We start from the raw sequence: 22,659 nt of genomic DNA, 5'->3' as shown, positions 1-22,659 counted from the left end.
ATCCTCTTGATGTCCAGCCTGGCTGCTCATCAACCGGAACTCGGACCAGGCTGACCCGCCGCCACACCTCGACACGCGCGCTCCTGCGCCAGCCGTGAAATCAAGCCCCAACCCGACAGGCTGCTAGCCGTCGCGCGAAGCTGCATCGTCCAGCAGCATCCGTTACAACACGGTACAAGCGACTTAAAAATGTGGGCTGGAACGTGGCTCGCCACCACAGCCGTCCCAATTCAGCAATTCATGACAGTTTCTTAAGCCACATGAGTGGCGGAGACGGAGGGATTCGAACCCTCGAAGCCCCTTTCGAGGCTTGCTCATTTAGCAAACGAGTGCCTTCAGCCGCTCGGCCACGTCTCCTGAGGTGGAAACGCTCTAGGGGCTCGGGGAGGTCCGGTCAACCGGATTCTGAGGCCGGTCGGAGACGGCCTCGTCGAAGGCCGCCGCGATCGCCGCGCGGACCCGGTCGGGCCGCTCGAAGGGCAGGAAGTGGGTCGTGCCCGGCACGGTCTCGACGGTGAGGCGGCCCGGGCGGCCGGCGGACACCCGGCAGGTGCTGCCGTGCTCGGCCCGCAGGATCGCGGCCGGGCAGGGGAGGCGGCGCAGGGCGCCGCGGGCGTCGTGCCCCTGCGCCCGGTAGTTCGACGCCTCCCAGGCTCCCGAACAGGCGAGGGCGACGCTGCCGTCCGGGCGGTCGTGGAAGCCGTCGGCGACGTAGTCGGCCAGGGCCTCGTCGGGCCAGCGCTTGAACGCGCCGCGGCCGCGATAGGCCGCGACGGCCGCGTCGCGGGAGGGGAACGCCGCCCGGCGGCGCAGCGCCCCCTCGGCGAGGGCCGAGTGCGGCCGCAGCCAGCCCGGCAGCCAGGGCAGGCGGGCGGCGAGCGTCGTGCGGCGCTCCAGAATCACCGGGTCGAGCAGCACCAGCCGGCACACCCGCCGCGGCCGCAGCCGGGCGGCGAGGAGCGACTGGGTCGCGCCCATCGAGTGGCCGACGAGGACGACCGGCGGTCCGTCGAGGCGGTCGAGCAGGGCCACGAGGTCGCCCGCGACGTCGTCCCAGCCCCGCCGCCCCGCGGGCTCGGCCGGCAGGGTGGTGCCGCCGTGGCCGCGCTGGTCGTAGGCGAGGATCCGGTGCCCGCCGGCGAGCGGCGCCAGCAGGAAGCGGTAGGCGAGGGCGTTGAAGCCGTTGGCGTGCAGGAACACCGCCGCCACCGGCCGGTCCGGCGGCCCGAACTCGATCGCGGCCAGCGTCCCGCCGGAGGGGTCGCCGATGGCGAGCTTGAGTCGCCGCGGAGCCGTGGCGGTCTCGACGGCGGCGGTGTTGCTCTCGGGGGTCACCGGGTGCTCTCTCCCACGAGGGACTCGGCGCGCGGGCGCGCCAGCACCGTGCCGGCGGCGCCGAGCGCCATCAGGATCGCGGTGGCGAGGAACACCGAGCGCATGCCGAGATGGCCGCCGGCGAAGCCGCCGAGCAGCGGGCCGATCACCTGCCCGGCATACTGCGCCGAGGTCGAGTAGCCGAGCACCGTGCCGGCGACGCGGTCGGGCACGCTGTGGCGCAGGGCGCTGGCGAGGCAGGGCAGCAGCCCGCCGAGCGACAGGCCCATCAGGAAGCGCAGGACCACGAGCTGCCAGCCCTCGGTCACCAGTGCCTGCGGCACCAGCAGCAGCGCGGAGGCGGCGAGCCCGCCGGCGATCACCCGCCACGGCCCGATCCGGTCGGCGAGCCGCCCGAGCCGCGGCGCCGCCAGGATGCTGCCGAGCGCGGTCGCCGACATCGCGAGGCCCGCCACCATCGTGACGCGCGCCGGGTCGGTGACGAGTTCGGCGACGTAGACCGTGATGATCGGCTCGATCGACATCACAGCGAGCATCAGCAGCGTGCCGGTGGCGAGCAGCGCCAGGACCGGGCGCTTGTCGGGGATCGCCGCCCAGCCGGGATTGGCCCGCCGCTCGGCCCTGGTCGGGCGGCGCTCCTCGCGGATCAGCAGAAGCGTGGCGAGAAAGGCGACGAAGATGACGCCGCCGGCGGCCAGGAAGGTCGCCCGGATGCCGATGATCGGCGGCAGGACGCCGCCGGCGAGGGGCCCGACGAGGTTGCCGGCCATCACCCCGGAGGCGAGGATGCCGAGCGCCCAGCCGGAGCGCGCCTTCGGGGTCTGGGTCGCGATCAGCACCGTGGCGCCGGAGGAGTAGCCGCCGAGCAGCCCGGCGAGCAGCCGCAGGCCGACGAGCTGGTAGACGTCCTGGGCCATGCCGATCAGCGACATCACGATCGCCATCGCGAGGCTCGCCCGCAGCAGGATCAGCTTGCGGCCGTAGAGGTCGGCGAAGCGGCCCCAGAGCGGGGCGACCAGGGCGGCGCTGAAGAACGTCGCCCCGAAGGCGACGCCCGACCATTGCACGATCGCGGCCTGACCGGTCACGCCGAGTTCCTCGACGTAGAGCGGCAGGAACGGCAGCAGCAACGTCATCGCCACGAGGGTCGTGAACGAGCCGAACACGCACACGGCGAGGTTGCGGCGCCAGTACGCGTCGGTCTCCTCCGCCCCGATCGGGGCTGTGGCCGGCGCGGCGCTGTCGCGGGTCATCGGGCGGGCCTCCGCGGCCGGGCGCCCGGTCTCGGGCGGCGCCGCGGCCGCACGGTAGAGCATCCCGGCGCCCGGGCCAGCAGGACCGGGGCGCGGGGGCCATGCCGGGGACGCATCCCCGGCGGGTCCCCCGGGGCCTCACTCCGCCGCGAGGCGGGTCGGGTTGAGGATCGCGAACAGGCTGGCGGGGGTCGCCGGCATGTCGACGTCGCGCACCCCGACGGCGCGGTCGAGGGCATCGACCACCGCGTTCATCACCGCCGGGCACGAGCCGATCGAGCCCGCCTCGCCGGCGCCCTTGATCCCGAGCGGGTTGGTGGTCGAGGGCACGTTCTTCGTCTCGAAGTGGAAGAACGGCACGTCGGCGGCCCGCGGCATGGCGTAGTCCATGAAGCTCGCGGTCAGGAGCTGGCCCTCGGAATCGTAGACCGTGCGCTCGTGCAGCGCCTGCCCGATGCCCTGCGCCACGCCGCCATGCACCTGGCCCGCCAGCAGGAGCGGGTTCACCGTGGTGCCGAAATCGTCGCACACGGTGTAGCGCGCGATGCTGGTGATGCCGGTCTCGGGATCGATCTCGATCTCGGCGACGTGGGTGCCGTTGGGGTAGGTGGCGCTCGGCGGCACGAAGTCGCCGTTGCCGGTCAGCATCGCCTCGGTGGCGCGCGGCAGGGCGGCGAGCGCCGCGAAGTCGATCGCCCGGTCGGTGCCGGCGACCCGCACCGCGCCCTCGGCGATCTCGAGGTCGCCGATTCCGGCCTCCAGCTCCTCGGAGGCGAGCTCCTTGAGTTTTTTCGCGAGGTTCTTCGAGGCGGCGTCGACCGAGATGCCACCGACCGGGATCGAGCGCGAGCCGCCGGTGCCGGCCCCGGTGGCGACCTGTGCGGTGTCGCCCTGGACCATCCGGATCCGGTCGAGGGGCAGGTCGAGCTGCTCGGCCACGAACTGCGCGTAGGCGGTGGCGTGGCCCTGGCCGTTCGACTGGGTGCCGACATAGACGGTGGCGCCGCCGTCCTTGTCGAGGGTGACCTTCACGTCCTCGCCCTCGCCCCAGGCGGTGCACTCGATGTAGGTGGCGAGCCCGATGCCGCGCAGGCGGCCGGCGGCGCGGGATTCGGCGAGGCGGGCGTCGAAGCCGGCCCAGTCCGACGCCTCGACGGCGCGGCCCATATGGGCCGCGAAGTCGCCGGTGTCGTAGGTGCGGTCGCCGATCGGCGTCGTGTAGGGCATCGCGTCCGGCGGGATGAAGTTGCGCCGGCGGATCTCCGCCTGCGACAGCCCGGCCTCGCGCGCCGCCCGGTCGACCAGCCGCTCGACGAGGTAGGCCGCCTCCGGCCGCCCGGCGCCGCGATAGGCGTCCACCGGGACGGTGTTGGTGTAGACGCCGCGCACCCGGGCGAACATCACCGGGGTGCGGTAGACGCCGGTGAGCATCGTGGCGCCGAGATACGGGATGTAGGGGCCGTATTGCGACAGGTAGGCGCCGAGGTCGCCGACCACGTCGAAGCGCATGGCGAGGAAGCGGCCGTCGGCGTCGAGGGCGACCTCGCCGACCGAGAGGTTGTCGCGCCCCTGGGTGCAGGCGAGGAAGTGCTCGCCGCGCTCCGACACCCACTTCACCGGCCGCCCGAGCCGGCGCGCCGCCTCGGCGGCGAGCGGATATTCGCGGTAGGTGAAGGTCTTGGTGCCGAAGCCGCCGCCGACGTCGCCGGTGACGACGCGGACCGTCTCCTTGCCCACGCCGAGCACGCCCGCGATGGTCTTCTGGAGGCCATGGACGCCCTGGCTCGGGATGGTGAGCGTGAACCCGCCGGCGCCGTCGTGTTCGGCGACCACGCTGCGGGTCTCCATGTAGTTCGTCACGAGGCGCTGGTTCTCGACCTCGACCCGCACCACCCGGTCGGCCTTGGCGAAGGCGGCCTCGACCGCGGCCTCGTCGCCCATGCGGGCGTCGAAGGCGAGGTTGTTCGCCGCCTCGTCCCAGACCGCCGGCGCGCCGCCCTGGAGGGCGTGGCGGATGCCGACCACCGCCGGCCGCACGTCGTAGTCCACGCCGATCGCCTCGACGGCGTCGCGGGCTTGCGCCAGGGTATCGGCGACCACGAAGGCGACGGCGTCGCCGACATGCTTCACGGTGTCCCTGGCCAGCACCGGAATGTGGGCGACGTGGCCCTGGCTGCCGTCGGCGTTCGGGATCGGCGCCTGGCACTTGATCGGGTTGAGGCCCGCGACGTCCTCGGCGGCGAGCACGAGGCGGACGCCGGGCATCGCCCGGGCGGCGTCGAGGTCGGTGATGCGGAACGCCGCATGGGCGTGCGGGCTGCGCAGCACGGCCGCGTGGAGGCAGCCCTCCGGCGCGTGGTCGTCGCCGTAGCGGCCCTCGCCGGTGATCAGGCGCAGGTCCTCGACCCGCCGCATCGGCTGGCCGATGCCGAACTTGGTGACTGCCATGGGAGCCTCCGGGAGTGTCGAATAGGAAATGCGTGTGGGGGCGCGACGGTCCGGATCGCGTCCGTCGTCCCGCGCCGGATCCGGTGCGTTACCGCTCCGCGCGGGGAGCCGGGCCGGTCGGGGAGGGCGTCCGCGGTGCGGATGACAGAGTTCCGCAGCGTCGGGCACGCGCGCGGCAGGGCTGCGTCATCGTTCGATCGTCCTCCCGGTCCGGGCCTGGGCGCCGGTCGTTTTGAGGACGCTACCATGCCGGGCGGCGGTCGTCTGCGGGCTTGTGGGGCGATCGATCGCCGCTGCGGGCTTGAGGAGCCCTGGCGCATCGTGCGTGGAATGTGCATATTTGATGCGTGTGATGTGCGGAGGACGGTCGCATGAGTGCTGGCGCAGCCCTGCGGGCGGACGGGTCGACGGTCCTCCTGTCGCAGTTCATGGACGAGCTTCGGGAGCCCCGAACCCCCTATATCTCCTCGGAGCGCTTCGCGCGGCGGCTGGGGCTCAGTAAGGACACCCTGGCCCGCATGGCCGGCGTCCACCGCAACACGCTGCGCACCAATCCGGGTGCGGAGGCGCTGCAGATCCGCCTGCGCGAGATGATCAAGGTCATCGTGGCGGCGAGCCAGTTCACCCGGGACATCGACAAGGCCCTGTACTGGTTCATGAACGAGCCGATCGCCGACTACCGCAACAGGACCGCGGCGGACCTCGTGTCGGACGGCCACCTCGAGGCCGTCCTGGCCTATCTCGAAGATCTCGGTAATGGAGCGACCGGGTGATCGTCACCCGGTTCGAGACCGAACGGGTATTCTACCGCTTCCTCACGCCGCGGTGGTCGCACCAGCCGCTCAGCGGGGCCGGTGCCGCGGTCAATGGGGGGCGCTTCAACCGTCCCGGGATCGAGGCGGTCTACCTCAGCACGGAACCGGAAACGGCCCTGGCCGAGATCCGGCAGGGCGCCTCCATCGCGCCTCCCGCGACCCTCGCGGCCTATTGGGTCAGGGCCGATGACGTCGCCGACTTCTCGAGCGGGTTCGATCCCGCGTCCTGGGCCGCGGTATGGAGCGGTTGGAATGCCGACTGGAAATACATCGCCCGCATCGAGCGACGGACTCCGCCCTCGTGGTCCTTGGCCGACGATCTGATCACTGCCGGACGCCGCGGCTTGTTGTTTCCCTCGACGCGCCGGGTGGGTGGCATCAACCTCGTCCTGTTTCCGGCCAATCTCACGCCGGCCGACCGGATCGCTGTTCACGACCCGCACGGCGAACTGCCGGTCGATCAGTCTTCCTGGCCGAACCCGGCCCGCTGAGGCTCTGCCGGCTCCCGGACGAGAGGAACAATCCCTCCTTGCCTTAAAAAACAATCGTTCGTATACCTCGGTGAAAATCCGCCGGGAGGACACGCCATGATCCCCAACGCCGCGCGCGCGTTCAATTTCGGCCTCGGCGAGACGGCCGAGGCCATCCGGGAGAGCGTGCGCAGCTTCTCCCAGGACCGCATCGCCCCGCGGGCCGAGGAGATCGACCGCACCAACACCTTCCCGATCGACCTCTGGCCGGAGATGGGCGCGCTCGGCCTGCACGGCATCACGGTCGAGGAAGAGTATGGCGGGCTCGGCCTCGGCTACCTCGAGCATTGCGTGGCGATGGAGGAGGTGTCGCGGGCCTCGGCCTCGGTCGGGCTGTCCTACGGCGCGCACTCGAATTTATGCGTCAACCAGCTCCGCCGCAACGGCTCGCCCGCCCAGAAGCGGAAATACCTGCCGAAACTCATCTCCGGCGAGCACGTCGGCGCCTTGGCGATGTCGGAGCCGGGCTCGGGATCGGACGTGGTGTCGATGCGGACCAAGGCCGAGAAGCGCGGCGACCGCTACGTGCTGACCGGCTCGAAGATGTGGATCACCAACGGCCCGGTCGCCGAGACCCTGGTGGTCTACGCCAAGACCGACCCGGCGGCGGGACCGCGGGGCATCACCGCCTTCATCATCGAGAAGGGCCAGAAGGGCTTTTCCACCGCCCAGAAGCTCGACAAGCTCGGCATGCGCGGCTCGGACACCTGCGAGCTGGTGTTCGAGGAGTGCGAGGTGGCGGAGGAGAACGTGCTCGGCGAGGTCGGGCGCGGCGTCAACGTGCTGATGTCGGGGCTCGACTACGAGCGCGCGGTGCTGGCGGCCGGGCCGCTCGGCATCATGCAGGCCTGCCTCGACGTGGTGATGCCCTACGTCCACGAGCGCAAGCAGTTCGGCCAGTCGATCGGCGAGTTCCAGCTCGTCCAGGGCAAGCTCGCCGACATGTACGTCGCGACCAACGCCGCCAAGGCCTACGTCTACGCGGTGGCGCAAGCCTGCGACCGCGGCGAGACCACCCGCGAGGACGCCGCCGGCGCGATCCTCTACGCCGCCGAGCGGGCGACGCAGTGCGCCCTCGACGCGATCCAGCTCCTCGGCGGCAACGGCTACATCAACGACTACCCGACCGGGCGGCTCCTGCGCGACGCCAAGCTCTACGAGATCGGCGCCGGCACCAGCGAGATCCGACGGATGCTGATCGGCCGCGAACTCTTCAACAAGTCGGCCTGAGGCGCCCGATGCCGGTCATCCCCACCAGCGCCGACCTCGCCTCCGAGGCGGCGGCGCAGAACCGCGCCGCCTGGGCCGACCTGCGCGGCCAGTTGCAGGAGCGCCGCGCCGCCGCGGCGGCCGGCGGCCCGCCGCGGTCCCGCGAGCGCCACGTCGCCCGCGGCAAGCTGCTGCCCCGCGACCGGGTGCTGCGGCTGCTCGATCCGGGCTCGCCGTTCCTGGAGATCGGGGGGCTCGCCGCCCTCGACCTCTACGGCGGCGACATCCACGCCGCCGGCGTCATCGCCGGCATCGGCCGGGTCGCCGGCCGCGAGGTGATGATCGTCTGCAACGACGCCACCATCAAGGGCGGCACCTACTACCCGCTGACGGTCAAGAAGCACCTGCGGGCGCAGGAGATCGCGCTCCAGAACCGCCTGCCCTGCCTCTACCTCGTCGATTCCGGCGGCGCCAACCTGCCGCAGCAGACCGAGGTGTTTCCCGACCGCGAGCATTTCGGCCGGATCTTCTACAACCAGGCGCAGATGTCGGCCGCCGGCATCCCGCAGATCGCCTGCGTGATGGGCTCCTGCACGGCCGGCGGCGCCTACGTGCCGGCGATGTCCGACGAGAGCGTGATCGTGCGCCGCCAGGGCACGATCTTCCTCGGCGGCCCGCCGCTCGTGAAGGCGGCGACCGGCGAGGTGGTGACGGCCGAGGATCTCGGCGGTGCCGACGTCCACGCCCGGCTCTCGGGCGTCGCCGACCACTACGCCACCGACGATCCCCACGCGCTCGCGATCCTGCGCCGCATCGTCGGCACCCTCAACACCGTCAAGGCGCCCGACCTCGACATCGCGGAGGCCCTCGATCCGGCCTACGCTGTCGACGACCTCGACGCGATCGTGCCGACCGACCTGCGCAAGCAGTACGACGCCCGCGAGGTCATCGCCCGCCTCGTCGACGGCTCGGAGTTCGACGAGTTCAAGCGGCTCTACGGCACCACGCTGGTCACCGGTTTCGCCCGGCTGCACGGCATGCCGGTCGGGATCCTGGCCAACAACGGCATCCTGTACTCGGAGAGCGCGCTGAAAGGGGCGCACTTCATCGAGCTGTGCTGCCAGCGCCGCATCCCGCTGGTCTTTCTCCAGAACATCTCCGGCTTCATGGTCGGGCGCGAGGTCGAGGCCGGCGGCATCGCCAAGAACGGCGCCAAGCTGGTCACGGCGGTCGCCACCGCCGCGGTGCCGAAGCTCACCGTGATCGTCGGCGGCTCCTACGGGGCGGGCAATTACGGCATGTGCGGCCGGGCCTATTCGCCGCGCTTCCTGTTCGCGTGGCCGAACTCGCGCATCTCGGTGATGGGCGCCGAGCAGGCGGCGAGCGTGCTCGCCACCGTCAAGCGCGACAACATCGAGGCCGGCGGCGGTGCCTGGAGCCCGGACGAGGAGGAGGCGTTCAAGGCGCCGATCCGCGCCGGGTTCGAGGAGGAGGGCTCGCCCTACTACGCCACCGCCCGGCTGTGGGACGACGGCATCATCCTGCCCGAAGAGACCCGCCGGGTGCTCGCGCTGTCGCTCTCCGCCTGCCTCAACGCGCCGGTGCCGGAGACGAAGTTCGGCCTGTTCCGGATGTGACACGATCCCCCCTCTCCCGGGTGGGAGAGGGGTTGGGGGTGAGGGTGGCGCGGTTTCCGTAATGAACCTGAACCGTCGAGCTGCGCAGCTCGATCCTTGAGCTTCTTCCGGGACCGTCTCCACCCTCACCCCTGCCCCACTCCCATTCGGGAGAGGGGTTCCCCGCGCCCGTTCCGTATCCCGCCCCGCCGCACCGCGAAGGGACCCGATGACCGCCCGTCGCCTCTCCTCCGTCCTCATCGCCAACCGCGGCGAGATCGCCTGCCGGGTGATCCGCACCGCCCGCCGCCTCGGGCTGCGCACCATCGCGGTCTTCTCCGAGGCCGACCGCGACGCGCTCCACGTCGCGCTCGCCGACGAGGCCCACCCGATCGGACCGGCGCCGGCTGCCGACTCGTACCTGCGGGTCGAGCGCATCCTCGACGTCGCGACGCGCACCGGTGCCGACTGCATCCATCCGGGCTACGGCTTCCTGTCGGAGCGGCCGGACTTCGCCGACGCCTGCGCGGCAGCCGGCATCGTCTTCGTCGGCCCGCCGGCCTCCGCCATCCGCGCCATGGGGCTGAAGGATGCCGCCAAGGCGCTCGTCGCCGGGGCCGGCGTGCCGGTGGTGCCGGGCTATCACGGCGCCCGCCAGGAGCCGGACTTCCTCGCCGGGCAGGCGGCCGAGATCGGCTACCCGGTCCTCATCAAGGCGGTGGCGGGCGGCGGCGGCAAGGGCATGCGCCGGGTCGAGCGCCCCGAGGACTTTGCGAACGCCCTCGAAGGCGCGCAGCGCGAGGCGCAAGGATCTTTCGGCGACCCGCGAGTGCTGGTGGAGAAGTACGTGCTCTCCCCGCGCCACGTCGAGATCCAGGTGTTTTGCGATGCGCACGGCAACGCCGTCCACCTGTTCGAGCGCGACTGCTCGCTCCAGCGCCGCCACCAGAAGGTGATCGAGGAGGCCCCGGCTCCCGGCATGCCCGACACCGTCCGCGCCGCCATGGGCCGCGCCGCGGTCGAGGCCGCCAAGGCGGTCGGCTATGTCGGCGCCGGCACGGTCGAGTTCATCGCCGACGGCCGCGAGGGCCTGCGCGCCGACGGGTTCTGGTTCATGGAGATGAACACCCGGCTCCAGGTCGAGCACCCGGTGACGGAGGCGATCACCGGGCAGGACCTCGTCGAGTGGCAGTTCCGCGTCGCCTCGGGCGAGGCGCTGCCGCTGACCCAGGACGCGATCGCGATCCACGGCCACGCCGTCGAGGCGCGGCTCTACGCCGAGGACCCGGCGGCGGGTTTCCTGCCCTCGACCGGGCGCCTGCGCGCTCTCGACCTGCCCGAGGGCGAGGGAATCCGGGTCGATACCGGGGTGCGCGAGGGCGGCGCGGTGACGCCGTTCTACGACCCGATGATCGCCAAGGTGATCGCCCACGGCGCCACCCGCGACGAGGCTCTCGACCGCCTCGCCGGGGCGCTCGGCCGCACGCTGGTCGCCGGTCCGAAGACCAACGTGGCGTTCCTCAAGGCGCTGGCCGAGGCGGAAGACTTCCGCGCCGGCCGCTTCGACACCGGCTTCATCGACCGCCACCTCGACGCGCTGACCGGCGGCACGACGCCCGACCCGGCCGCGGTGCGCGCGGCGGTCGCCCACCTCGTCGCCCGCGAGCGGCCGACGGGCTCAGGGCCGGCCTCGCCGTGGGATGCCGGCGACGCCTTCCAGCTCGGCGCCCCCCGGAGCCAGTCCTGGCCGGTGACGGTCGAGGGCGAGCGGCACGAGGCGGTCCTGTCCTGGCCCGGCGGCACGCTCGAGGTCGGGTTCGGGGAGGGCGGCCGGCGTGGCCCGGTGCGGCTCGTCGCGGCCGGGCGCGGGGTGCTCGCCGTCTCCGGCGGGCGTCAGGTCGCGGTCGAGCCGCCGGACCCGTTCGCGGTCGATCTCGACCACATCGGCGAGACCGGCGGCGTCGTGAAGGCGCCGATGCACGGCCGCCTCGTCGCGGTGCTGGTGCACCCCGGCGACGCCGTCGTGCGCGGGCAGCGCCTCGCCATCGTCGAGGCGATGAAGATGGAGCACGCGCTCACCGCCCCGGCGGACGGCACCGTCGCCGAGGTCGCGGCCGAGGCTGGCCAGCAGGTCGCCGAGGGCGCCCGGCTCATCACCCTGACGACGGAGGACGCGGCATGACCGGCAGCACCATCCCGGCTTCGACCCACCCGCGCGGCGGCCTGTACTTCGAGGATTTCGAGATCGGCGCCGTGCTGCACCATCGCCTCACCCGCACGGTGACGCAGATGGACAACATGCTGTTCTCGAACCTCACCCTCAACCCGCAGCCGCTCCACATCGACGCGCATTTCTGCGCCACCGAGACCGAGTGGGGCCGGCCGCTGATGAACTCGCTGTTCACCCTCGGGCTGATGATCGGCATCTCGGTCAACGACACCACGGTCGGCACCACCATCGGCAATCTCGGCATGACCGACACCCGGTTCCCGGCGCCGCTGTTCGAGGGCGACACGATCCGGGTCACGACCGAGATCGCCGCCAAGCGCGAATCGCGCTCGCGGCCGGATGCCGGCATCGTCGATTTCATCCACCGCGCCTACAAGCAGGACGGCACCCTGGTGGCCGAGTGCCGCCGGCAGGCCTTCATGCGCCGGCGCCCGGCGGGGGAGGGGGCCTGATGCGCTCGCTGCTGTTCGCCCCCGGCGACACCCCGCGCAAGCTCGACAAGGCGCTCGACTCCGGGGCCGACGCGCTGATCCTCGACCTGGAGGATTCGGTGGCGCCGACCGCCAAGGCGGAGGCCCGCGCCACCACCGCCGCCTTCCTGAAGCGGGTGCGCGGCGAGGCCGGGCGTCCGCGCCTCTACGTCCGGGTCAACGCCTTCGACACCGGGCTCACCGACGACGACCTCGCGGCGGTGATGCCCGAGGCGCCGGACGGGATCGTGCTGCCCAAGGCCGCCGGCGGCCCGGACGTGGGGCGCCTGAGCGTGGCGCTCGCCGTGCACGAGGCCGAGATCGGGCTGCCGGACGGCGTCACCCGCATCCTGCCGATCGTCACCGAGACCGCCCGCGCGGTGTTCGCGCTCGACAGCCTCCCCGGATCGAGCCCGCGCCTCGCCGGCCTGACCTGGGGGGCGGAGGACCTCTCCGCCGACATCGGCGCCGAGACCAACCGCGACGGCTCCGGCGCCTGGACCGGGCCGTTCCGCCTCGCCCGCGACCTGATGCTGCTCGCCGCCACCGCCGCGCAAGTCGATGCGGTCGACACGGTTTATGCCGGTTTCCGCGACCTCGACGGCCTCGCTCGCGAGTGCCGCGAGGCCCGCCGCGACGGCTTCGTCGCCAAGATGGCGATCCACCCGGCCCAGGTCGCGGTCATCAACGCCGCCTTCACGCCCTCGGACGAGGACCTCGCCCGGGCGCGGGCGGTGGTGGCGGCCTTCGCCGCCAACCCCGGCACCGGCGTCGTCGGGATCGACGGCCAGATGCTCGACCGGCCGCACCTGCTGCGGGCCGAGCGGCTGCTGGCGCGGGTCGGGCGGGGGTGATCGGGGGAACAACTGCGCGGATTCGAACCCTCCCCCCTCCGCGGGGGAGGGTGGCCTGCGGAGCAGGCCGGGAGAGGGGAACCACGCTTCCGGAAAGGTCGTGACCGTGGTGCCGAGCGCCAACTGAAGCAGCGTCGCGTTCCCCTCTCCCGCCCGGCCTCCGCCGGGCACCCTCCCCCGCGGTGGGGGGAGGGTTCAGTAGGCGGCCCCATCCGTCGGAAGCCCCGTCAGCGACCGCCCGCCTCGAACGCCAGCTCCACCCGGTGCCGCGCGGTGGCGCCGGGGGCGAGGAGGCGCTGCGAATCCCGCTCCGTCAGGTCGCCGGCGAAACCCGCCCAGTCGGCGTGGCCGGTCCAGCATTCGAGCGACAGGAACGGCGCCGTCGGCTTGGTCCAGACCGCGAGGTGGGGGAAGTCCTCCGCCGTCAGCCGGATCGCGGCGCCCGAGGGGGCGGTGAACCGCATGGTCCGGCTGCGGGCGTTCAGGAACACCAGCGCCTCGGCGAACAAAGCGGGGTCGAGGGGGAGCGTGTCGCCCTGGAGCGGCACCGCCAGCTCGTCGCGCAGCAGCAGCCCGCCGGGTCCGACCTTCGGGACGGCGGGGCGCTCGGGCGACTCGAACCGCACCGCGTAGCCGGCGCCGGCCGCGCGCTCCCCGCCGGCGAAGGGCCACGGGAAGGCCGGGTGGAAGCCGAGCCCGTAGGGCAGCGGGCGGTCGCCCGGATTGGTCACGGCGCAGTCGAAGGCCAGCGTGCCGTCGCGGACCGCTGCCGTGATGGCGAGGACGAACGGGTAGGGGTAGCGGGCGAGGGTGTCGGGGTTCTCGGTCAGCCGCAGGGTGACCCGGTCGGGGGCCTGCTCCACCACCGTGAAGACACTGTCGCGGGCGAAGCCGTGCTGGTTCATCGGGTAGGCGCGGCCGTCCACCGTGACGGCGCTGTCCGCCGAGGCGCCGACGACCGGGAAGAGCCAGGGCGCGTGGCGGTTCCAGTGCGCCGGGTCGCCGCTCCACAGGTACTCGGTGCCGGCGACGCGCCACGACACCGGCTCGGCCCCGGCCAGCGCGAGGCGGGCGACCGTGTCGCCGTGGCGGATCTCGACGGTGTCTGTCATCGAACGTCTCCCTCTTCGGTGCGGGCGGGGCCGAGCTGCGGCGCGACCTCGGCGAGGCTGCCGGAGGCGACGACCCGGCCGCCCTCCAGGACATGCACGATGTCGGCCCGGTGCAGGCTGGCGAGGCGGTGGGCGATCATCAGGATCGTGCGGGTGCCGGCGAGACGGTCGATCGCGGTCATCACCGCCGCCTCGGTCTCCTGGTCGAGGGCGCTCGTCGCCTCGTCGAACACGATCACGTCGGGGTCGTGGTAGAGCGCCCGGGCGATGCCCAGCCGCTGGCGCTGGCCGCCGCTGAGCCGGGTGCCACGCTCGCCGACCCGGGTGGCGTAACCCTCCGGCAGGGCCGCGATCACGTCGTGGACCTCGGCGATGCGGGCGGCGCGCTCGACCGCGGCCGGGTCGATCTCGGCCGCCGGCACGCCGAGCGCGATGTTGGCGCTCACGCTGTCGTCGATGAGGAAGACGTCCTGCGGCACGTAGCCGATGCGGTTCTGCCACAGCGGCAGCGTCGCGGCGTCGAGGGCGACGCCGTCGACCGTGATCCGCCCGGCGGTCGGGCGCAGCACCCCGAGGATCAGGCCGATCAGGGTCGACTTGCCCGAGCCGGTGCGGCCGACGAAGCCGACGGTGCGGTGGGCCGGGATCGCGAGGTCGATCCCGCGCAGCACCGGCGCCTCGTCGCCATACGCGAAGGCGACCCGTTCGAGGCGGATCGCGTCGCGGAACGGCAGCCTCGCGGCCGGGCGCGGCGGGTCCGGGCGCTCGCCGGCCAGTTCCCCGGCGACGATCCGGGCGGCCGGCAGGTTGTAGCGGATCTGCGCCACGGCGAGGAAGATGTTCTGGAACGCCGGCAGCAGGCGGTAGCCCGAGAAGGCGAACAGGCCGAGCAGCGGCAGCAGACCGGCGGTGTCGCCGCCGCGGCCGAGCGCGTAGAGCACCACCGCGATGACGCCGCCGAAGGCCAGCGCCTCGATGGCGAAGCGCGGCATCTGGCCGATCAGCAGCCCGGCGGCGGTGGCGCGCGCGAGGCTCTCGGCCGGGGCGTCGTAGGCGGCGGCGAAGCTCCGCACCCGGCCGTAGAGCCGGAGTTCGGTCAGCGCCCCGAAGCACTCGGCGACGACCCGGAACCGCGCCTCGTTGCCCCGGCTCGCCCGGGCGCCGAGCACGGCGAGGCGGCGGCGCACCACGAGGAACAGCGCGACGTAGAGGCTGCCGAAGCCGGCGCCGAGGATCAGCGCGAGGCGCGGCTCGTAGGCGATCAGGAACGCGACGATCGCGACCGCGGTGAGGAGCCGCGTCACCAGCACCGAAGCCGGGGTGAGCACCCCGACGACGAGACGGTCGGTCTCGGCGAGCACGTTCTTGGCCAGTTCGGCGCTGTTGGCGCGGGCGAAGAACAGCCGGTCGCGGGCGAGGTAGCGGGCGAGCAGCCGCCGCGACAGCCGGAAGCCGACGAGGTTGGTGAACAGCAACTGCGCGTAGGTGACCGCGGCGTTGGTCGCGGTCGAGACCGCGATGGCGGCGAGCGCCGCGAAGCCGGCGGCGAGGAGGAAGCCGCGCTCGTCCGGCGCGCCGATCCCGTCGCGCAGCGCCGCCAGGAGCGGGATCCGCGCCGCCGCGCCCGGATCGCCGACCAGGGTCAGGAACGGCACGACCGAGGCGACGCCGACGAGTTCGGTCGCGGCGGCGGCGAGCAGGCCGAGGCCGATGAGGCCGAGCCGGCGGCGGTCGCGCGGCTCGAGCAGCCGGATCAGCGCGCGAAGCGGCCGCATCGGACGGGGGAGGGGAGGGAGGTGCGCACGCGCCCGGCTGTACGGGGCGGCCGGCGCGATGTCCACGCGGGGCATCGGGGGACGTCGTCCGTGGCCGGGGGGCTCGCTGTGACCGGGACCGCTATGATCGAGGATGGCGCCCCCTTTCCCGGGTCCGTTCCGGATCTGCGCGCATGCAGCGTCAGCGGAATGCGACCCGGGATCCAGCGCAGGATGTGCCGCGACGCGGCTCCATCCGCCGGCACTGTCGCTCGCGACGGACGCTTCGCGACTCCTTGTGCTGGATCCCGGATCTCCTTCCACGGCGTTTCAGTCGCCCGGGAAAGGGGGCCGCTTTCGCGACCGCTACCGACCAAAAAACGATGGCGCGCAACCCCTTACGGCCACGCTGCCACGGTCCGGCCCCGCCGGTGCCGGATTCGTCGGGCTTCCTGTCCCCAACGACAAGGCACAGGGGGCACGATGCACGACCAACCGCAACAGCCCGCGGACCTGCACCGGTCCGTCGCGGCGGCACTCGACGCCATCGCGGCGGTGCGGGCCGAGCGCGAGGCGGTCCCGGTCCGCTCGGCCCGGCTGCACCTCGCCACGATCTACGGCGCGATGCGCCTGCGCCGCCGGCTGCGACAGGCCGCCTGAGCATCGATTGCCGGCAAAGCAACAAACTTTGCCGGCAACGATCACTGTCCGCGGGCGATCTCCCAGGCGCGGTCGGCGAGCACGACGCCGAGCGCGCCCTTCTCGCTCGCCTCGTCGCTCGACGCATTGCCGGCCTTGGCCCGGGCGAGCACGCCTTCGAGGATCACCGCGAGGCGGAACAGCGCGAAGGCGAGGTGGAACGGCGTGATGCCGTCCGGGCGCCCGGTGCGCTCGCAATAGCGCCGCACGTAGTCGTCCTGGCTCGGAATGCCGAGTTCGGCGAGGTCGCGCCCGTACAGGCCGCGATAGGCGGTCGGGGCGGTGTTGTAGGCGATGCAGTTGTAGGCGAGGTCGGCGAGCGGGTGCCCGAGGGTCGCCAGCTCCCAGTCGATGATGCCGATCACCCGCGGCTCGCTCGGGTGGAAGATCATGTTGTCGAGGCGGAAGTCGCCGTGGCAGATCCGGGTCTCGTCGCTGTCGGGGATGTGGGCCGGCAGCCACTCCGCGAGGCGGTCGATCGACGGGTTGTCGCGGGTCTTCGAGGCGGACCATTGCGACGACCAGCGGTCGGTCTGGCGCTTGAAGTAGTTGCCGGCCTTGCCGAAATCGGACAGCCCGATCGTCGCCGGGTCGACCCGGTGCAGCCGCGCCAGCGCCTCGTTCATCCCGAAATAGATCCCGGCCCGCTCCTCCTTCGGCAGGTCGGGCAGGGCCGGATCCCAGAACACCCGGCCGCGCAGGCGCTCCATGAGGTAGAACGGGGTGCCGATCACCGCCGGGTCGGCGCAGAACGCCACCGCCGCCGGCACCGGCACGTCGGTCCGGCGCAGGGCGTTCAGCACCCGGAACTCGCGGTCGACCGCGTGGGCCGAGGGCAGGAGCTTGCCGGGCGGCTGCTTGCGCAGGACGTACTCGCCCTCCGGCGTCTCGACCAGGAAGGTCGGGTTCGACTGCCCGCCGCGCATCTGGCGCAGCTCCTTCAGGCCGCCGAGGCCCTGCGCGGCCAGGAAGGCGTCGAGCGCCTCGGTGGGAAAGCGGTGCGCCTCGCGCACCGGAATGGTCTCGGGCAGGGCGGACATGCGGCCTCGTCGGCTCCCTTCGGCGTTTCCTCGGGCCCGACCATGCCCCAGCCGCGATGCCCGGTCATTCGTGCGGTGCAGCAATTCGCGCAGTCGCACCGGTCGGGCGCGCCTCCAACTCTTTCGCCAGCAAGTCTTTCGCCCGGCCGCGATTTCCGGCATGGCACGGCGACGCTCCCCGGGGCGCTCCATCGCCTTCGGGTCGAAACCGGTTAGGATGCCCGCATGATTCGCGTACTCCTCCTCGCCGCCGCGTCCGCCCTGGTCGCCTCTCCCGCCCTCGCCCGCACGAAGGCCAAGAAGGAGGACGCCGCGCCGGCGAGCCTCCAGGCGAGCCCGATCGGCACCTACGGCGACTGGAACGTCTTCGCGGCCGGCGAGGGCAGGAACCGGCTGTGCTACGCGATCAGCCAGCCCGAGACCCGGCTGCCGAAGAGCCTCAAGCGCGACCCGGCCTACCTGTTCGTCACCGTGCGCAAGGGCGACAAGGTGGCCAACGAGGTCGCGGTGATGCTCGGCTTCGCGCCCAAGCCCGGCAGCGCCCAGGCGGCGGCGGCCACGACCGCGGCGGCGACGGGCGCCGCTCCGGCGGCCCCGGCGCAGTCGGCGGCCAACGACCCGGTGATGACCCTCGGTTCGGCCCGCTACGCCCTGGTGGTCAAGGGCACCAATGCCTGGCTCCAGAACCCGGCCGAGGAGGGCCGGGTCGTGGCCGAGATGGGCAAGGTCAAGAAGCTCACCGTCAAGGCGGCGTCGCTGCGCGGCAACGTCTCGACCGACGAGTACAGCCTCGACGGCTTCGGCGAGGCGATGAAGCGGACCCGCGAGGAGTGCAAGTAAGGGGCGCGGCCGGGCGGGTTCGCGTTTCGGCCGCAAACCGCCTATATGCGGGGGGACCACACCCCGCACGACCCGAAGGTTCTTCCGTTCCATGGCGACGGCGTCGACCGACACCGCCCGGCGCGAGCCCCGCGCCGTTTCCGATTCCCTCGGCGCGATCGAGAAGACGCCCGAGGTGCGCCCCGAGGCGATGACGCCTGGCGGCTCGCTGGTCGGCCTGACCCGCGCGGCGCTGAAGGAGCGTCTTGCGGCCCTCGGCGTGCCGGAGCGCGAGCAGCGGATGCGGGCGGGCCAGCTCTGGCACTGGATCAACGTGCGCGGCGCGGCGGATTTCGGCGCGATGACCAACGTGAGCAAGGTGCTCAAGGCCCAGCTCGCGGAGGTCCACACCCTCGACCGGCCGGAGGTGGTGAGCGAGCAGGTGTCGCGCGACGGCACCCGCAAGTGGCTCCTGCGGATGCCGCCGACCGGGCGGCACGACCACAACCGCGGCGCCGAGATCGAGTGCGTCTACATCCCGGCCAACGACCGCGGCACGCTGTGCGTGTCGTCTCAGGTCGGCTGCACCCTGACCTGCTCGTTCTGCCACACCGGCACGCAGCGTCTGGTGCGCAACCTGTCGACGCAGGAGATCGTCTCGCAGCTCGTCGTGGCCCGTGACCGGCTCGGCGACTGGCCCGGCCAGACGCCGCCGAAGGGCGCCTTCGTGCCGGTCGACGGCTCGCGCTTCGTGTCGAACATCGTGTTCATGGGCATGGGCGAGCCGCTCTACAACGTCGACAACGTCATCGACGCGATCGGGGTGATGAGCGACCACGAGGGCCTCGGGCTGTCGCGCCGGCGCATCACGGTCTCGACCTCCGGCGTGGTGCCGCAATTCGAGCGGCTCGGCATCGACGCCAACGCGATGCTGGCGATCTCGCTGCACGCGGTGCGCGACGACCTGCGCAACGAGCTGGTGCCGCTCAACCGAAAGTATCCGATCAAGGATCTGCTCCAGGCGTGCCGGGACTATCCGGGCGTGTCGAACGCCCGGCGCATCACCTTCGAGTACGTGATGCTCAAGGGCGTCAACGATTCCGACGCCGAGGCGCGGGAACTGGTGCGGCTGCTCAAGGGCATCCCGGCCAAGATCAACCTGATCCCGTTCAACCCCTGGCCCGGCTCCCAGTATGAATGCTCGGACTGGGACCGGATCGAACGGTTCTCCGAGATCGTGTTCAATGCCGGCTACGCCTCGCCGGTGCGCACGCCGCGGGGCCGGGACATCCTGGCGGCCTGCGGCCAGCTCAAGAGCGAGACCGAGAAGCTGCGCGCCCGGGCCCGGCTGATGCTGGAGGACGGCATCGGCGCCGAGGGCGTCTACGGCGCCGGCCACGACGACGATTGAGGGAGTCCGGAGGACGTCACGTCCTCTGGCGGGGTGCAGGGGCGGCGCCCCTGCGGACGGATCGGTTTTGTCACGATGCGCCTGTTCGGCCGTCTCCTGGTGATGGGCTTCGCCCTGCTGCTCGCGATTCCGGCCGGGACGGCGATGCTCGGCCTCGGCACGCTGATGGATGCGGGCCTGCGCGAGCTGCTCGGTCGGCTCGGGCTCTACGCCATCGATTCGGTGCTGTCGGAGCTCGCCGCCGGCTACCCGCCGGATCCCGGCATGCTCGACGCGCTGCTCGGCGCCGGCCGGGCGGTGCTGCTGCTGCTGGCGGTGCCGCCGGCCCTCAACGCGGTGGTGGGCGAGGTGCTGCGCTGGCGCTCCCTCGTCTGGTACGCCGGCGCCACCGGCCTGCTCACCGCCTGCCTGCCCTGGCTGATGCGCGCCTCGCGCGGCGACGGCGCCGCCGGCCCGCTCAGCGCCGGCGAGACCCGGGTGGCGGGGCTGCTGTTCGCCGCCGGCGCGGTGTCGGGGCTGGTCTACTGGCTGCTCGCCGGGCGCTTCGCGGGACGGGGCGAGGCGCGGATGTGGGTGCCGGCGCGGCGGTGAGTGAAAACGGTTTGCCGCATGCCTGAGGGATCGACTTAGGTACGGAAAGTCCGTACTCTGCGGCAATGCAGACGGTGGTCCAGACCCCGACGTTTCTCGCGGATGCGAAGGCAGCCGGCGTCGAGGACGACGAGGTGGCGTTCATGACGGCGGTGATCGCGGCGGACCCACTGGCCGGTGACCTGATCCCTGGGACCGGCGGTGCCCGCAAGGTGCGCTTTCCCAGAAGAAAACAGGGAAAGTCGGGTGGATATCGCGTCATCACATACTACGCGGCCGAGGACGTGCCGGTGTTCCTGCTCGCCCTGATCTCGAAAGGCCAGCGCGCAGACCTCACTCAAGCCGAGCGCAACATCCTGCGAGCGACATTGGGCCAGATCGCCGATGCCTACAGGAAAGGTGCAGGCGCGAGGGACCATACCCGACCTCCGACATCATCCTGATACCGAGCTTGGAGAGGCACACCATGACGTCGTTCGGAAGCCGTCTCGTCCGATCCGCCAAGGAAGCCGTCGCCATCGCGAAGGGCGAGGCGGAGCCGGGCAGCTACCGCATCCACGCGGCCGCCGAGATCGACATCCGGTCGATCCGCAAGGCGCTGAACCTCACACAGGAAGGATTTGCCCGTCGCTTCGGCTTTCCGCTCGGAACGCTGCGTGACCTCGAACAGGGCCGGGTCAAGCCGGATGCCTCGACCCGGGCGTATCTCACGGTCATCAGCCGCGACCCGGAGGCGGTGCAGCGCGCTCTGGAGACGGCCTGACCGTCTCGCGACCGGCCGCGCCTCACCGGCTCGTCATCAGGATCCGGGCCGCGAAGGCGCCGAACAGGCCGGCGAAGGTCCAATCGATCGCCCGCATGATCCGCGGCCGGGCGGTGAGCGCGCCGGTGATCCGCTCGGCGCCGAAGACCAGCAGCAGGCCAAGCGGCAGGTTCAGCACCACGAAGGTGAGGCCGAGGAACAGGAGCTGGCCGGCGGGGTCGGCGGCGTCGGCGCGCACGAATTGCGGCAGGAAGGTGATGAAGAACAGCACCACCTTCGGGTTGGTGAGGTTGACGCCGGCCGCGACCCAGAAGGTGCGGCGCAGGCTGCCCTGCACCCGCTCGGCGCGCACGGTGAGGGCGGAGCCGCGGCGGATCGCGTCGATGGCGAGCCAGCCGAGATAGAGCGCGCCGACCACCTTCAGCACCGTGAAGGCGGCCGCCGAGGCGGCGATGAGCGCCGAGATGCCGAAGGCCGCCGCGAGGGTGTGGCACAGGGTGCCGACGCTGGTGCCGAGCACGGTGGCGATGCCGGCCCGGCGGCCGCCGCCGATGGTGCGGGCGAGCGTCAGGCTCATGTCCGGCCCGGGCGTGATCCACAGCACGAGGCAGGCGAGAAGGTAGGCGGCGAGCGCCGGGGCGTCGGGCAGGAAGCTCATGACAGGATTCTCAGGGCGAGGACCTCGCGGTGCCGGGATGCGCCCTCCGGCGCGCCGGGGCAAGGCCCGCGGTCAACCGCCGAACCGCGCCGCCAGGAAGTCGAGGAACGAGCGCAGCTTCGGGGTGATCCGCCGCTCGGGGGCGTGGAGGACGTGCATCGGGCGCGGCGGCGGCGCGTGGTCCGGCAGCAGGCGCACCAGCCGTCCGGCGGCGAGCGCGTCGCGCACCAGCGGCTCGGGCTGCAGCAGGATGCCGAGGCCGGCGAGCGCCGCGCTCAGGAGCGCCTGCCCGTTATTGACCCGGAAGCGCCCGGTGACCGCGACGGTCTCGGGCCCGTCTGGGCCCGGGAAGGTCCAGGGACCGCGGGTGGTGCCGTGGGCGAAGCCGAGGCATTCGTGCCCGCGCAGGTCGGCGGGCCGCGCCGGCACGCCGCGCCGGTCGAGATAGGCCGGGGCGGCGCACAGGACGAGGACGTGCGGCCGCAGTGGCCGGGCGACGAGGCCGCTGTCGGCGAGCGGGCCGACGCGGATCAGCGCGTCGTAGCCCTCGTCGACGAGGTCGACGATGCGGTCCGACAGGGTGAGATCGACCGACACCTCCGGGCAGGCCGCGAGGTAGTCCGGCAGGGCCGGCGCCAGCTCGTAGGCCCCGAACGTCACCGGGGCGTTGACCCGCAACTCGCCCCGCGGCTCGGCCCGGCTCTCCGCCGCGAGGGCCTCGGCCGCCTCGACCTCGGCCAGGATGGTGCGCACGCGCTCGTAGAAGCGGCGCCCGGTCTCGGTGAGGCTCTGCCGGCGGGTGGTGCGGCGCAGGAGCCTGACGCCGAGATGCTCCTCGAGCAGCCGCACATGCTTGCCGACCGCCTGCGGCGACAGGGCGAGGGCGTCGGCCGCCGCCGAGAACGAGCCGGCCTCCACCGCCCGGGCGAAGATCGTCATGCTGGCGAGACGGTCCATCGATTGGAAACCACCGGTTTCGAGTGATGTGCGCGGATGCCGATTTATCACGGCGCCGCGGGGCGCCATATCGGCGATGGCGGCGCCCGCCGCAC

At 72.4% G+C, this 22,659-nt stretch carries 21 protein-coding genes and 1 tRNA gene; 13 read left to right on the top strand and 9 right to left on the bottom strand.

Annotation, left to right across the window (positions count from 1 at the left end):
• Nucleotides 1–265 precede the first annotated feature (265 nt).
• From EOE48_RS19325 to EOE48_RS19310, 4 genes are all read right to left on the bottom strand, one after another.
• Nucleotides 266–357: transfer RNA gene (locus EOE48_RS19325), tRNA-Ser, on the bottom strand.
• Nucleotides 358–372: 15 nt separating this feature from the next.
• Nucleotides 373–1,335, bottom strand: a complete 963-nt coding sequence (locus EOE48_RS19320; protein ID WP_127732165.1) for an alpha/beta fold hydrolase — start codon at nucleotides 1,333–1,335, stop codon at nucleotides 373–375.
• A complete protein-coding gene (locus EOE48_RS19315) occupies nucleotides 1,332–2,588 on the bottom strand; it encodes an MFS transporter (RefSeq protein ID WP_127732163.1) in 1,257 nt (418 codons plus the stop codon). Before EOE48_RS19315 ends, EOE48_RS19320 begins: the two co-directional genes overlap by 4 nt.
• A 138-nt stretch (nucleotides 2,589–2,726) precedes the next feature.
• Nucleotides 2,727–5,036: a xanthine dehydrogenase family protein molybdopterin-binding subunit gene (locus EOE48_RS19310; protein ID WP_127732161.1), complete on the bottom strand. Its 2,310-nt coding sequence runs from the start codon at nucleotides 5,034–5,036 to the stop codon at nucleotides 2,727–2,729.
• Between the two features lie 371 nt (nucleotides 5,037–5,407).
• On the opposite strand from EOE48_RS19310, the gene EOE48_RS19305 reads away from it, so the two are divergent.
• From EOE48_RS19305 to EOE48_RS19275, 7 genes are all read left to right on the top strand, one after another.
• The gene (locus tag EOE48_RS19305; RefSeq protein WP_127732159.1) at nucleotides 5,408–5,809 is read left to right on the top strand and encodes a hypothetical protein; all 402 of its coding nucleotides are present in this window, start codon (nucleotides 5,408–5,410) and stop codon (nucleotides 5,807–5,809) included.
• Nucleotides 5,806–6,342 (top strand): RES family NAD+ phosphorylase, encoded by a 537-nt coding sequence (locus tag EOE48_RS19300; RefSeq protein ID WP_127732157.1) that lies wholly within the window; start codon nucleotides 5,806–5,808, stop codon nucleotides 6,340–6,342. Before EOE48_RS19305 ends, EOE48_RS19300 begins: the two co-directional genes overlap by 4 nt.
• A gap of 96 nt (nucleotides 6,343–6,438) precedes the next feature.
• Nucleotides 6,439–7,611 (top strand): isovaleryl-CoA dehydrogenase, encoded by a 1,173-nt coding sequence (locus tag EOE48_RS19295; protein ID WP_127732155.1) that lies wholly within the window; start codon nucleotides 6,439–6,441, stop codon nucleotides 7,609–7,611.
• Between the two features lie 8 nt (nucleotides 7,612–7,619).
• Nucleotides 7,620–9,227, top strand: coding sequence for a carboxyl transferase domain-containing protein (locus EOE48_RS19290; RefSeq protein ID WP_127732153.1), 1,608 nt, complete (start codon nucleotides 7,620–7,622; stop codon nucleotides 9,225–9,227).
• A 208-nt stretch (nucleotides 9,228–9,435) separates the two neighbouring features.
• The gene (locus EOE48_RS19285; RefSeq protein WP_127732151.1) at nucleotides 9,436–11,388 is read left to right on the top strand and encodes an acetyl-CoA carboxylase biotin carboxylase subunit; all 1,953 of its coding nucleotides are present in this window, start codon (nucleotides 9,436–9,438) and stop codon (nucleotides 11,386–11,388) included.
• Nucleotides 11,385–11,888: a MaoC family dehydratase gene (locus tag EOE48_RS19280; protein WP_127732149.1), complete on the top strand. Its 504-nt coding sequence runs from the start codon at nucleotides 11,385–11,387 to the stop codon at nucleotides 11,886–11,888. Before EOE48_RS19285 ends, EOE48_RS19280 begins: the two co-directional genes overlap by 4 nt.
• On the top strand, nucleotides 11,888–12,760 hold the full coding sequence (locus tag EOE48_RS19275) for an HpcH/HpaI aldolase/citrate lyase family protein (protein ID WP_127732147.1): 873 nt from the start codon (nucleotides 11,888–11,890) through the stop codon (nucleotides 12,758–12,760). The genes EOE48_RS19280 and EOE48_RS19275 overlap by 1 nt, the downstream gene beginning before the upstream one ends.
• A gap of 227 nt (nucleotides 12,761–12,987) precedes the next feature.
• Here the strand turns inward: EOE48_RS19275 and EOE48_RS19270 are convergent, their stop codons facing one another.
• Together EOE48_RS19270 and EOE48_RS19265 are read right to left on the bottom strand one after the other, a co-directional pair.
• Nucleotides 12,988–13,872 carry an aldose 1-epimerase family protein gene (locus tag EOE48_RS19270; protein WP_127732145.1) on the bottom strand — a complete coding sequence of 295 codons (885 nt, stop codon included), beginning with the start codon at nucleotides 13,870–13,872 and terminating at the stop codon, nucleotides 12,988–12,990.
• Nucleotides 13,869–15,647: an ABC transporter ATP-binding protein gene (locus tag EOE48_RS19265; RefSeq protein ID WP_127732143.1), complete on the bottom strand. Its 1,779-nt coding sequence runs from the start codon at nucleotides 15,645–15,647 to the stop codon at nucleotides 13,869–13,871. Before EOE48_RS19265 ends, EOE48_RS19270 begins: the two co-directional genes overlap by 4 nt.
• 462 nt (nucleotides 15,648–16,109) lie before the next feature.
• Here EOE48_RS19265 and EOE48_RS29280 point away from each other — a divergent pair, with 462 nt between their 5' ends.
• The gene (locus tag EOE48_RS29280) at nucleotides 16,110–16,286 is read left to right on the top strand and encodes a hypothetical protein (protein WP_187371481.1); all 177 of its coding nucleotides are present in this window, start codon (nucleotides 16,110–16,112) and stop codon (nucleotides 16,284–16,286) included.
• 41 nt (nucleotides 16,287–16,327) lie between these two features.
• Here EOE48_RS29280 and EOE48_RS19260 read toward each other — a convergent pair whose 3' ends face one another.
• Complete coding sequence (locus EOE48_RS19260) at nucleotides 16,328–17,365, bottom strand: phosphotransferase (protein WP_127732141.1); 1,038 nt, start codon at nucleotides 17,363–17,365, stop codon at nucleotides 16,328–16,330.
• A 225-nt stretch (nucleotides 17,366–17,590) separates the two neighbouring features.
• On the opposite strand from EOE48_RS19260, the gene EOE48_RS19255 reads away from it, so the two are divergent.
• The 5 genes from EOE48_RS19255 to EOE48_RS19235 all read left to right on the top strand — a co-directional run bounded on the left by EOE48_RS19255 (nucleotide 17,591) and on the right by EOE48_RS19235 (nucleotide 20,949).
• Entirely contained in the window at nucleotides 17,591–18,205 is a 615-nt protein-coding gene (locus EOE48_RS19255) for a hypothetical protein (RefSeq protein WP_127732139.1), read from the top strand.
• Nucleotides 18,206–18,296: 91 nt separating this feature from the next.
• A complete protein-coding gene (gene rlmN, locus EOE48_RS19250) occupies nucleotides 18,297–19,595 on the top strand; it encodes a dual-specificity RNA methyltransferase RlmN (RefSeq protein ID WP_127732137.1) in 1,299 nt (432 codons plus the stop codon).
• 75 nt (nucleotides 19,596–19,670) lie between these two features.
• On the top strand, nucleotides 19,671–20,186 hold the full coding sequence (locus EOE48_RS19245) for a hypothetical protein (RefSeq protein ID WP_127732135.1): 516 nt from the start codon (nucleotides 19,671–19,673) through the stop codon (nucleotides 20,184–20,186).
• A gap of 65 nt (nucleotides 20,187–20,251) precedes the next feature.
• Nucleotides 20,252–20,629 carry a type II toxin-antitoxin system RelE/ParE family toxin gene (locus tag EOE48_RS19240; RefSeq protein WP_127732133.1) on the top strand — a complete coding sequence of 126 codons (378 nt, stop codon included), beginning with the start codon at nucleotides 20,252–20,254 and terminating at the stop codon, nucleotides 20,627–20,629.
• Nucleotides 20,630–20,652: 23 nt separating this feature from the next.
• On the top strand, nucleotides 20,653–20,949 hold the full coding sequence (locus tag EOE48_RS19235) for a helix-turn-helix domain-containing protein (RefSeq protein ID WP_127732131.1): 297 nt from the start codon (nucleotides 20,653–20,655) through the stop codon (nucleotides 20,947–20,949).
• Nucleotides 20,950–20,971: 22 nt separating this feature from the next.
• Here EOE48_RS19235 and EOE48_RS19230 read toward each other — a convergent pair whose 3' ends face one another.
• Both EOE48_RS19230 and EOE48_RS19225 read right to left on the bottom strand, forming a co-directional pair.
• Nucleotides 20,972–21,607 carry a LysE family translocator gene (locus EOE48_RS19230; protein ID WP_127732129.1) on the bottom strand — a complete coding sequence of 212 codons (636 nt, stop codon included), beginning with the start codon at nucleotides 21,605–21,607 and terminating at the stop codon, nucleotides 20,972–20,974.
• A gap of 72 nt (nucleotides 21,608–21,679) precedes the next feature.
• On the bottom strand, nucleotides 21,680–22,564 hold the full coding sequence (locus EOE48_RS19225; protein WP_127732127.1) for a LysR substrate-binding domain-containing protein: 885 nt from the start codon (nucleotides 22,562–22,564) through the stop codon (nucleotides 21,680–21,682).
• Nucleotides 22,565–22,659: the final 95 nt, after the last annotated feature.

The sequence above is a fragment of the Methylobacterium oryzihabitans genome (genome assembly GCF_004004555.2).
Lineage (GTDB): Bacteria > Pseudomonadota > Alphaproteobacteria > Rhizobiales > Beijerinckiaceae > Methylobacterium > Methylobacterium oryzihabitans.
This window is presented reverse-complemented; position numbering and strand designations above follow the sequence as displayed.

Coding starts and splice junctions, on each gene's coding strand:
- EOE48_RS19315 (WP_127732163.1), bottom strand. CDS start 2,588: ATGACCCGCGACAGCGCCGCGCCGGCCACAGCCCCGATCGGGGCGGAG.
- EOE48_RS19310 (WP_127732161.1), bottom strand. CDS start 5,036: ATGGCAGTCACCAAGTTCGGCATCGGCCAGCCGATGCGGCGGGTCGAG.
- EOE48_RS19305 (WP_127732159.1), top strand. CDS start 5,408: ATGAGTGCTGGCGCAGCCCTGCGGGCGGACGGGTCGACGGTCCTCCTG.
- EOE48_RS19295 (WP_127732155.1), top strand. CDS start 6,439: ATGATCCCCAACGCCGCGCGCGCGTTCAATTTCGGCCTCGGCGAGACG.
- EOE48_RS19290 (WP_127732153.1), top strand. CDS start 7,620: ATGCCGGTCATCCCCACCAGCGCCGACCTCGCCTCCGAGGCGGCGGCG.
- EOE48_RS19285 (WP_127732151.1), top strand. CDS start 9,436: ATGACCGCCCGTCGCCTCTCCTCCGTCCTCATCGCCAACCGCGGCGAG.
- EOE48_RS19280 (WP_127732149.1), top strand. CDS start 11,385: ATGACCGGCAGCACCATCCCGGCTTCGACCCACCCGCGCGGCGGCCTG.
- EOE48_RS19275 (WP_127732147.1), top strand. CDS start 11,888: ATGCGCTCGCTGCTGTTCGCCCCCGGCGACACCCCGCGCAAGCTCGAC.
- EOE48_RS19270 (WP_127732145.1), bottom strand. CDS start 13,872: ATGACAGACACCGTCGAGATCCGCCACGGCGACACGGTCGCCCGCCTC.
- EOE48_RS19265 (WP_127732143.1), bottom strand. CDS start 15,647: ATGCGGCCGCTTCGCGCGCTGATCCGGCTGCTCGAGCCGCGCGACCGC.
- EOE48_RS29280 (WP_187371481.1), top strand. CDS start 16,110: ATGCACGACCAACCGCAACAGCCCGCGGACCTGCACCGGTCCGTCGCG.
- EOE48_RS19260 (WP_127732141.1), bottom strand. CDS start 17,365: ATGTCCGCCCTGCCCGAGACCATTCCGGTGCGCGAGGCGCACCGCTTT.
- EOE48_RS19255 (WP_127732139.1), top strand. CDS start 17,591: ATGATTCGCGTACTCCTCCTCGCCGCCGCGTCCGCCCTGGTCGCCTCT.
- rlmN (WP_127732137.1), top strand. CDS start 18,297: ATGGCGACGGCGTCGACCGACACCGCCCGGCGCGAGCCCCGCGCCGTT.
- EOE48_RS19245 (WP_127732135.1), top strand. CDS start 19,671: ATGCGCCTGTTCGGCCGTCTCCTGGTGATGGGCTTCGCCCTGCTGCTC.
- EOE48_RS19240 (WP_127732133.1), top strand. CDS start 20,252: ATGCAGACGGTGGTCCAGACCCCGACGTTTCTCGCGGATGCGAAGGCA.
- EOE48_RS19235 (WP_127732131.1), top strand. CDS start 20,653: ATGACGTCGTTCGGAAGCCGTCTCGTCCGATCCGCCAAGGAAGCCGTC.
- EOE48_RS19230 (WP_127732129.1), bottom strand. CDS start 21,607: ATGAGCTTCCTGCCCGACGCCCCGGCGCTCGCCGCCTACCTTCTCGCC.
- EOE48_RS19225 (WP_127732127.1), bottom strand. CDS start 22,564: ATGGACCGTCTCGCCAGCATGACGATCTTCGCCCGGGCGGTGGAGGCC.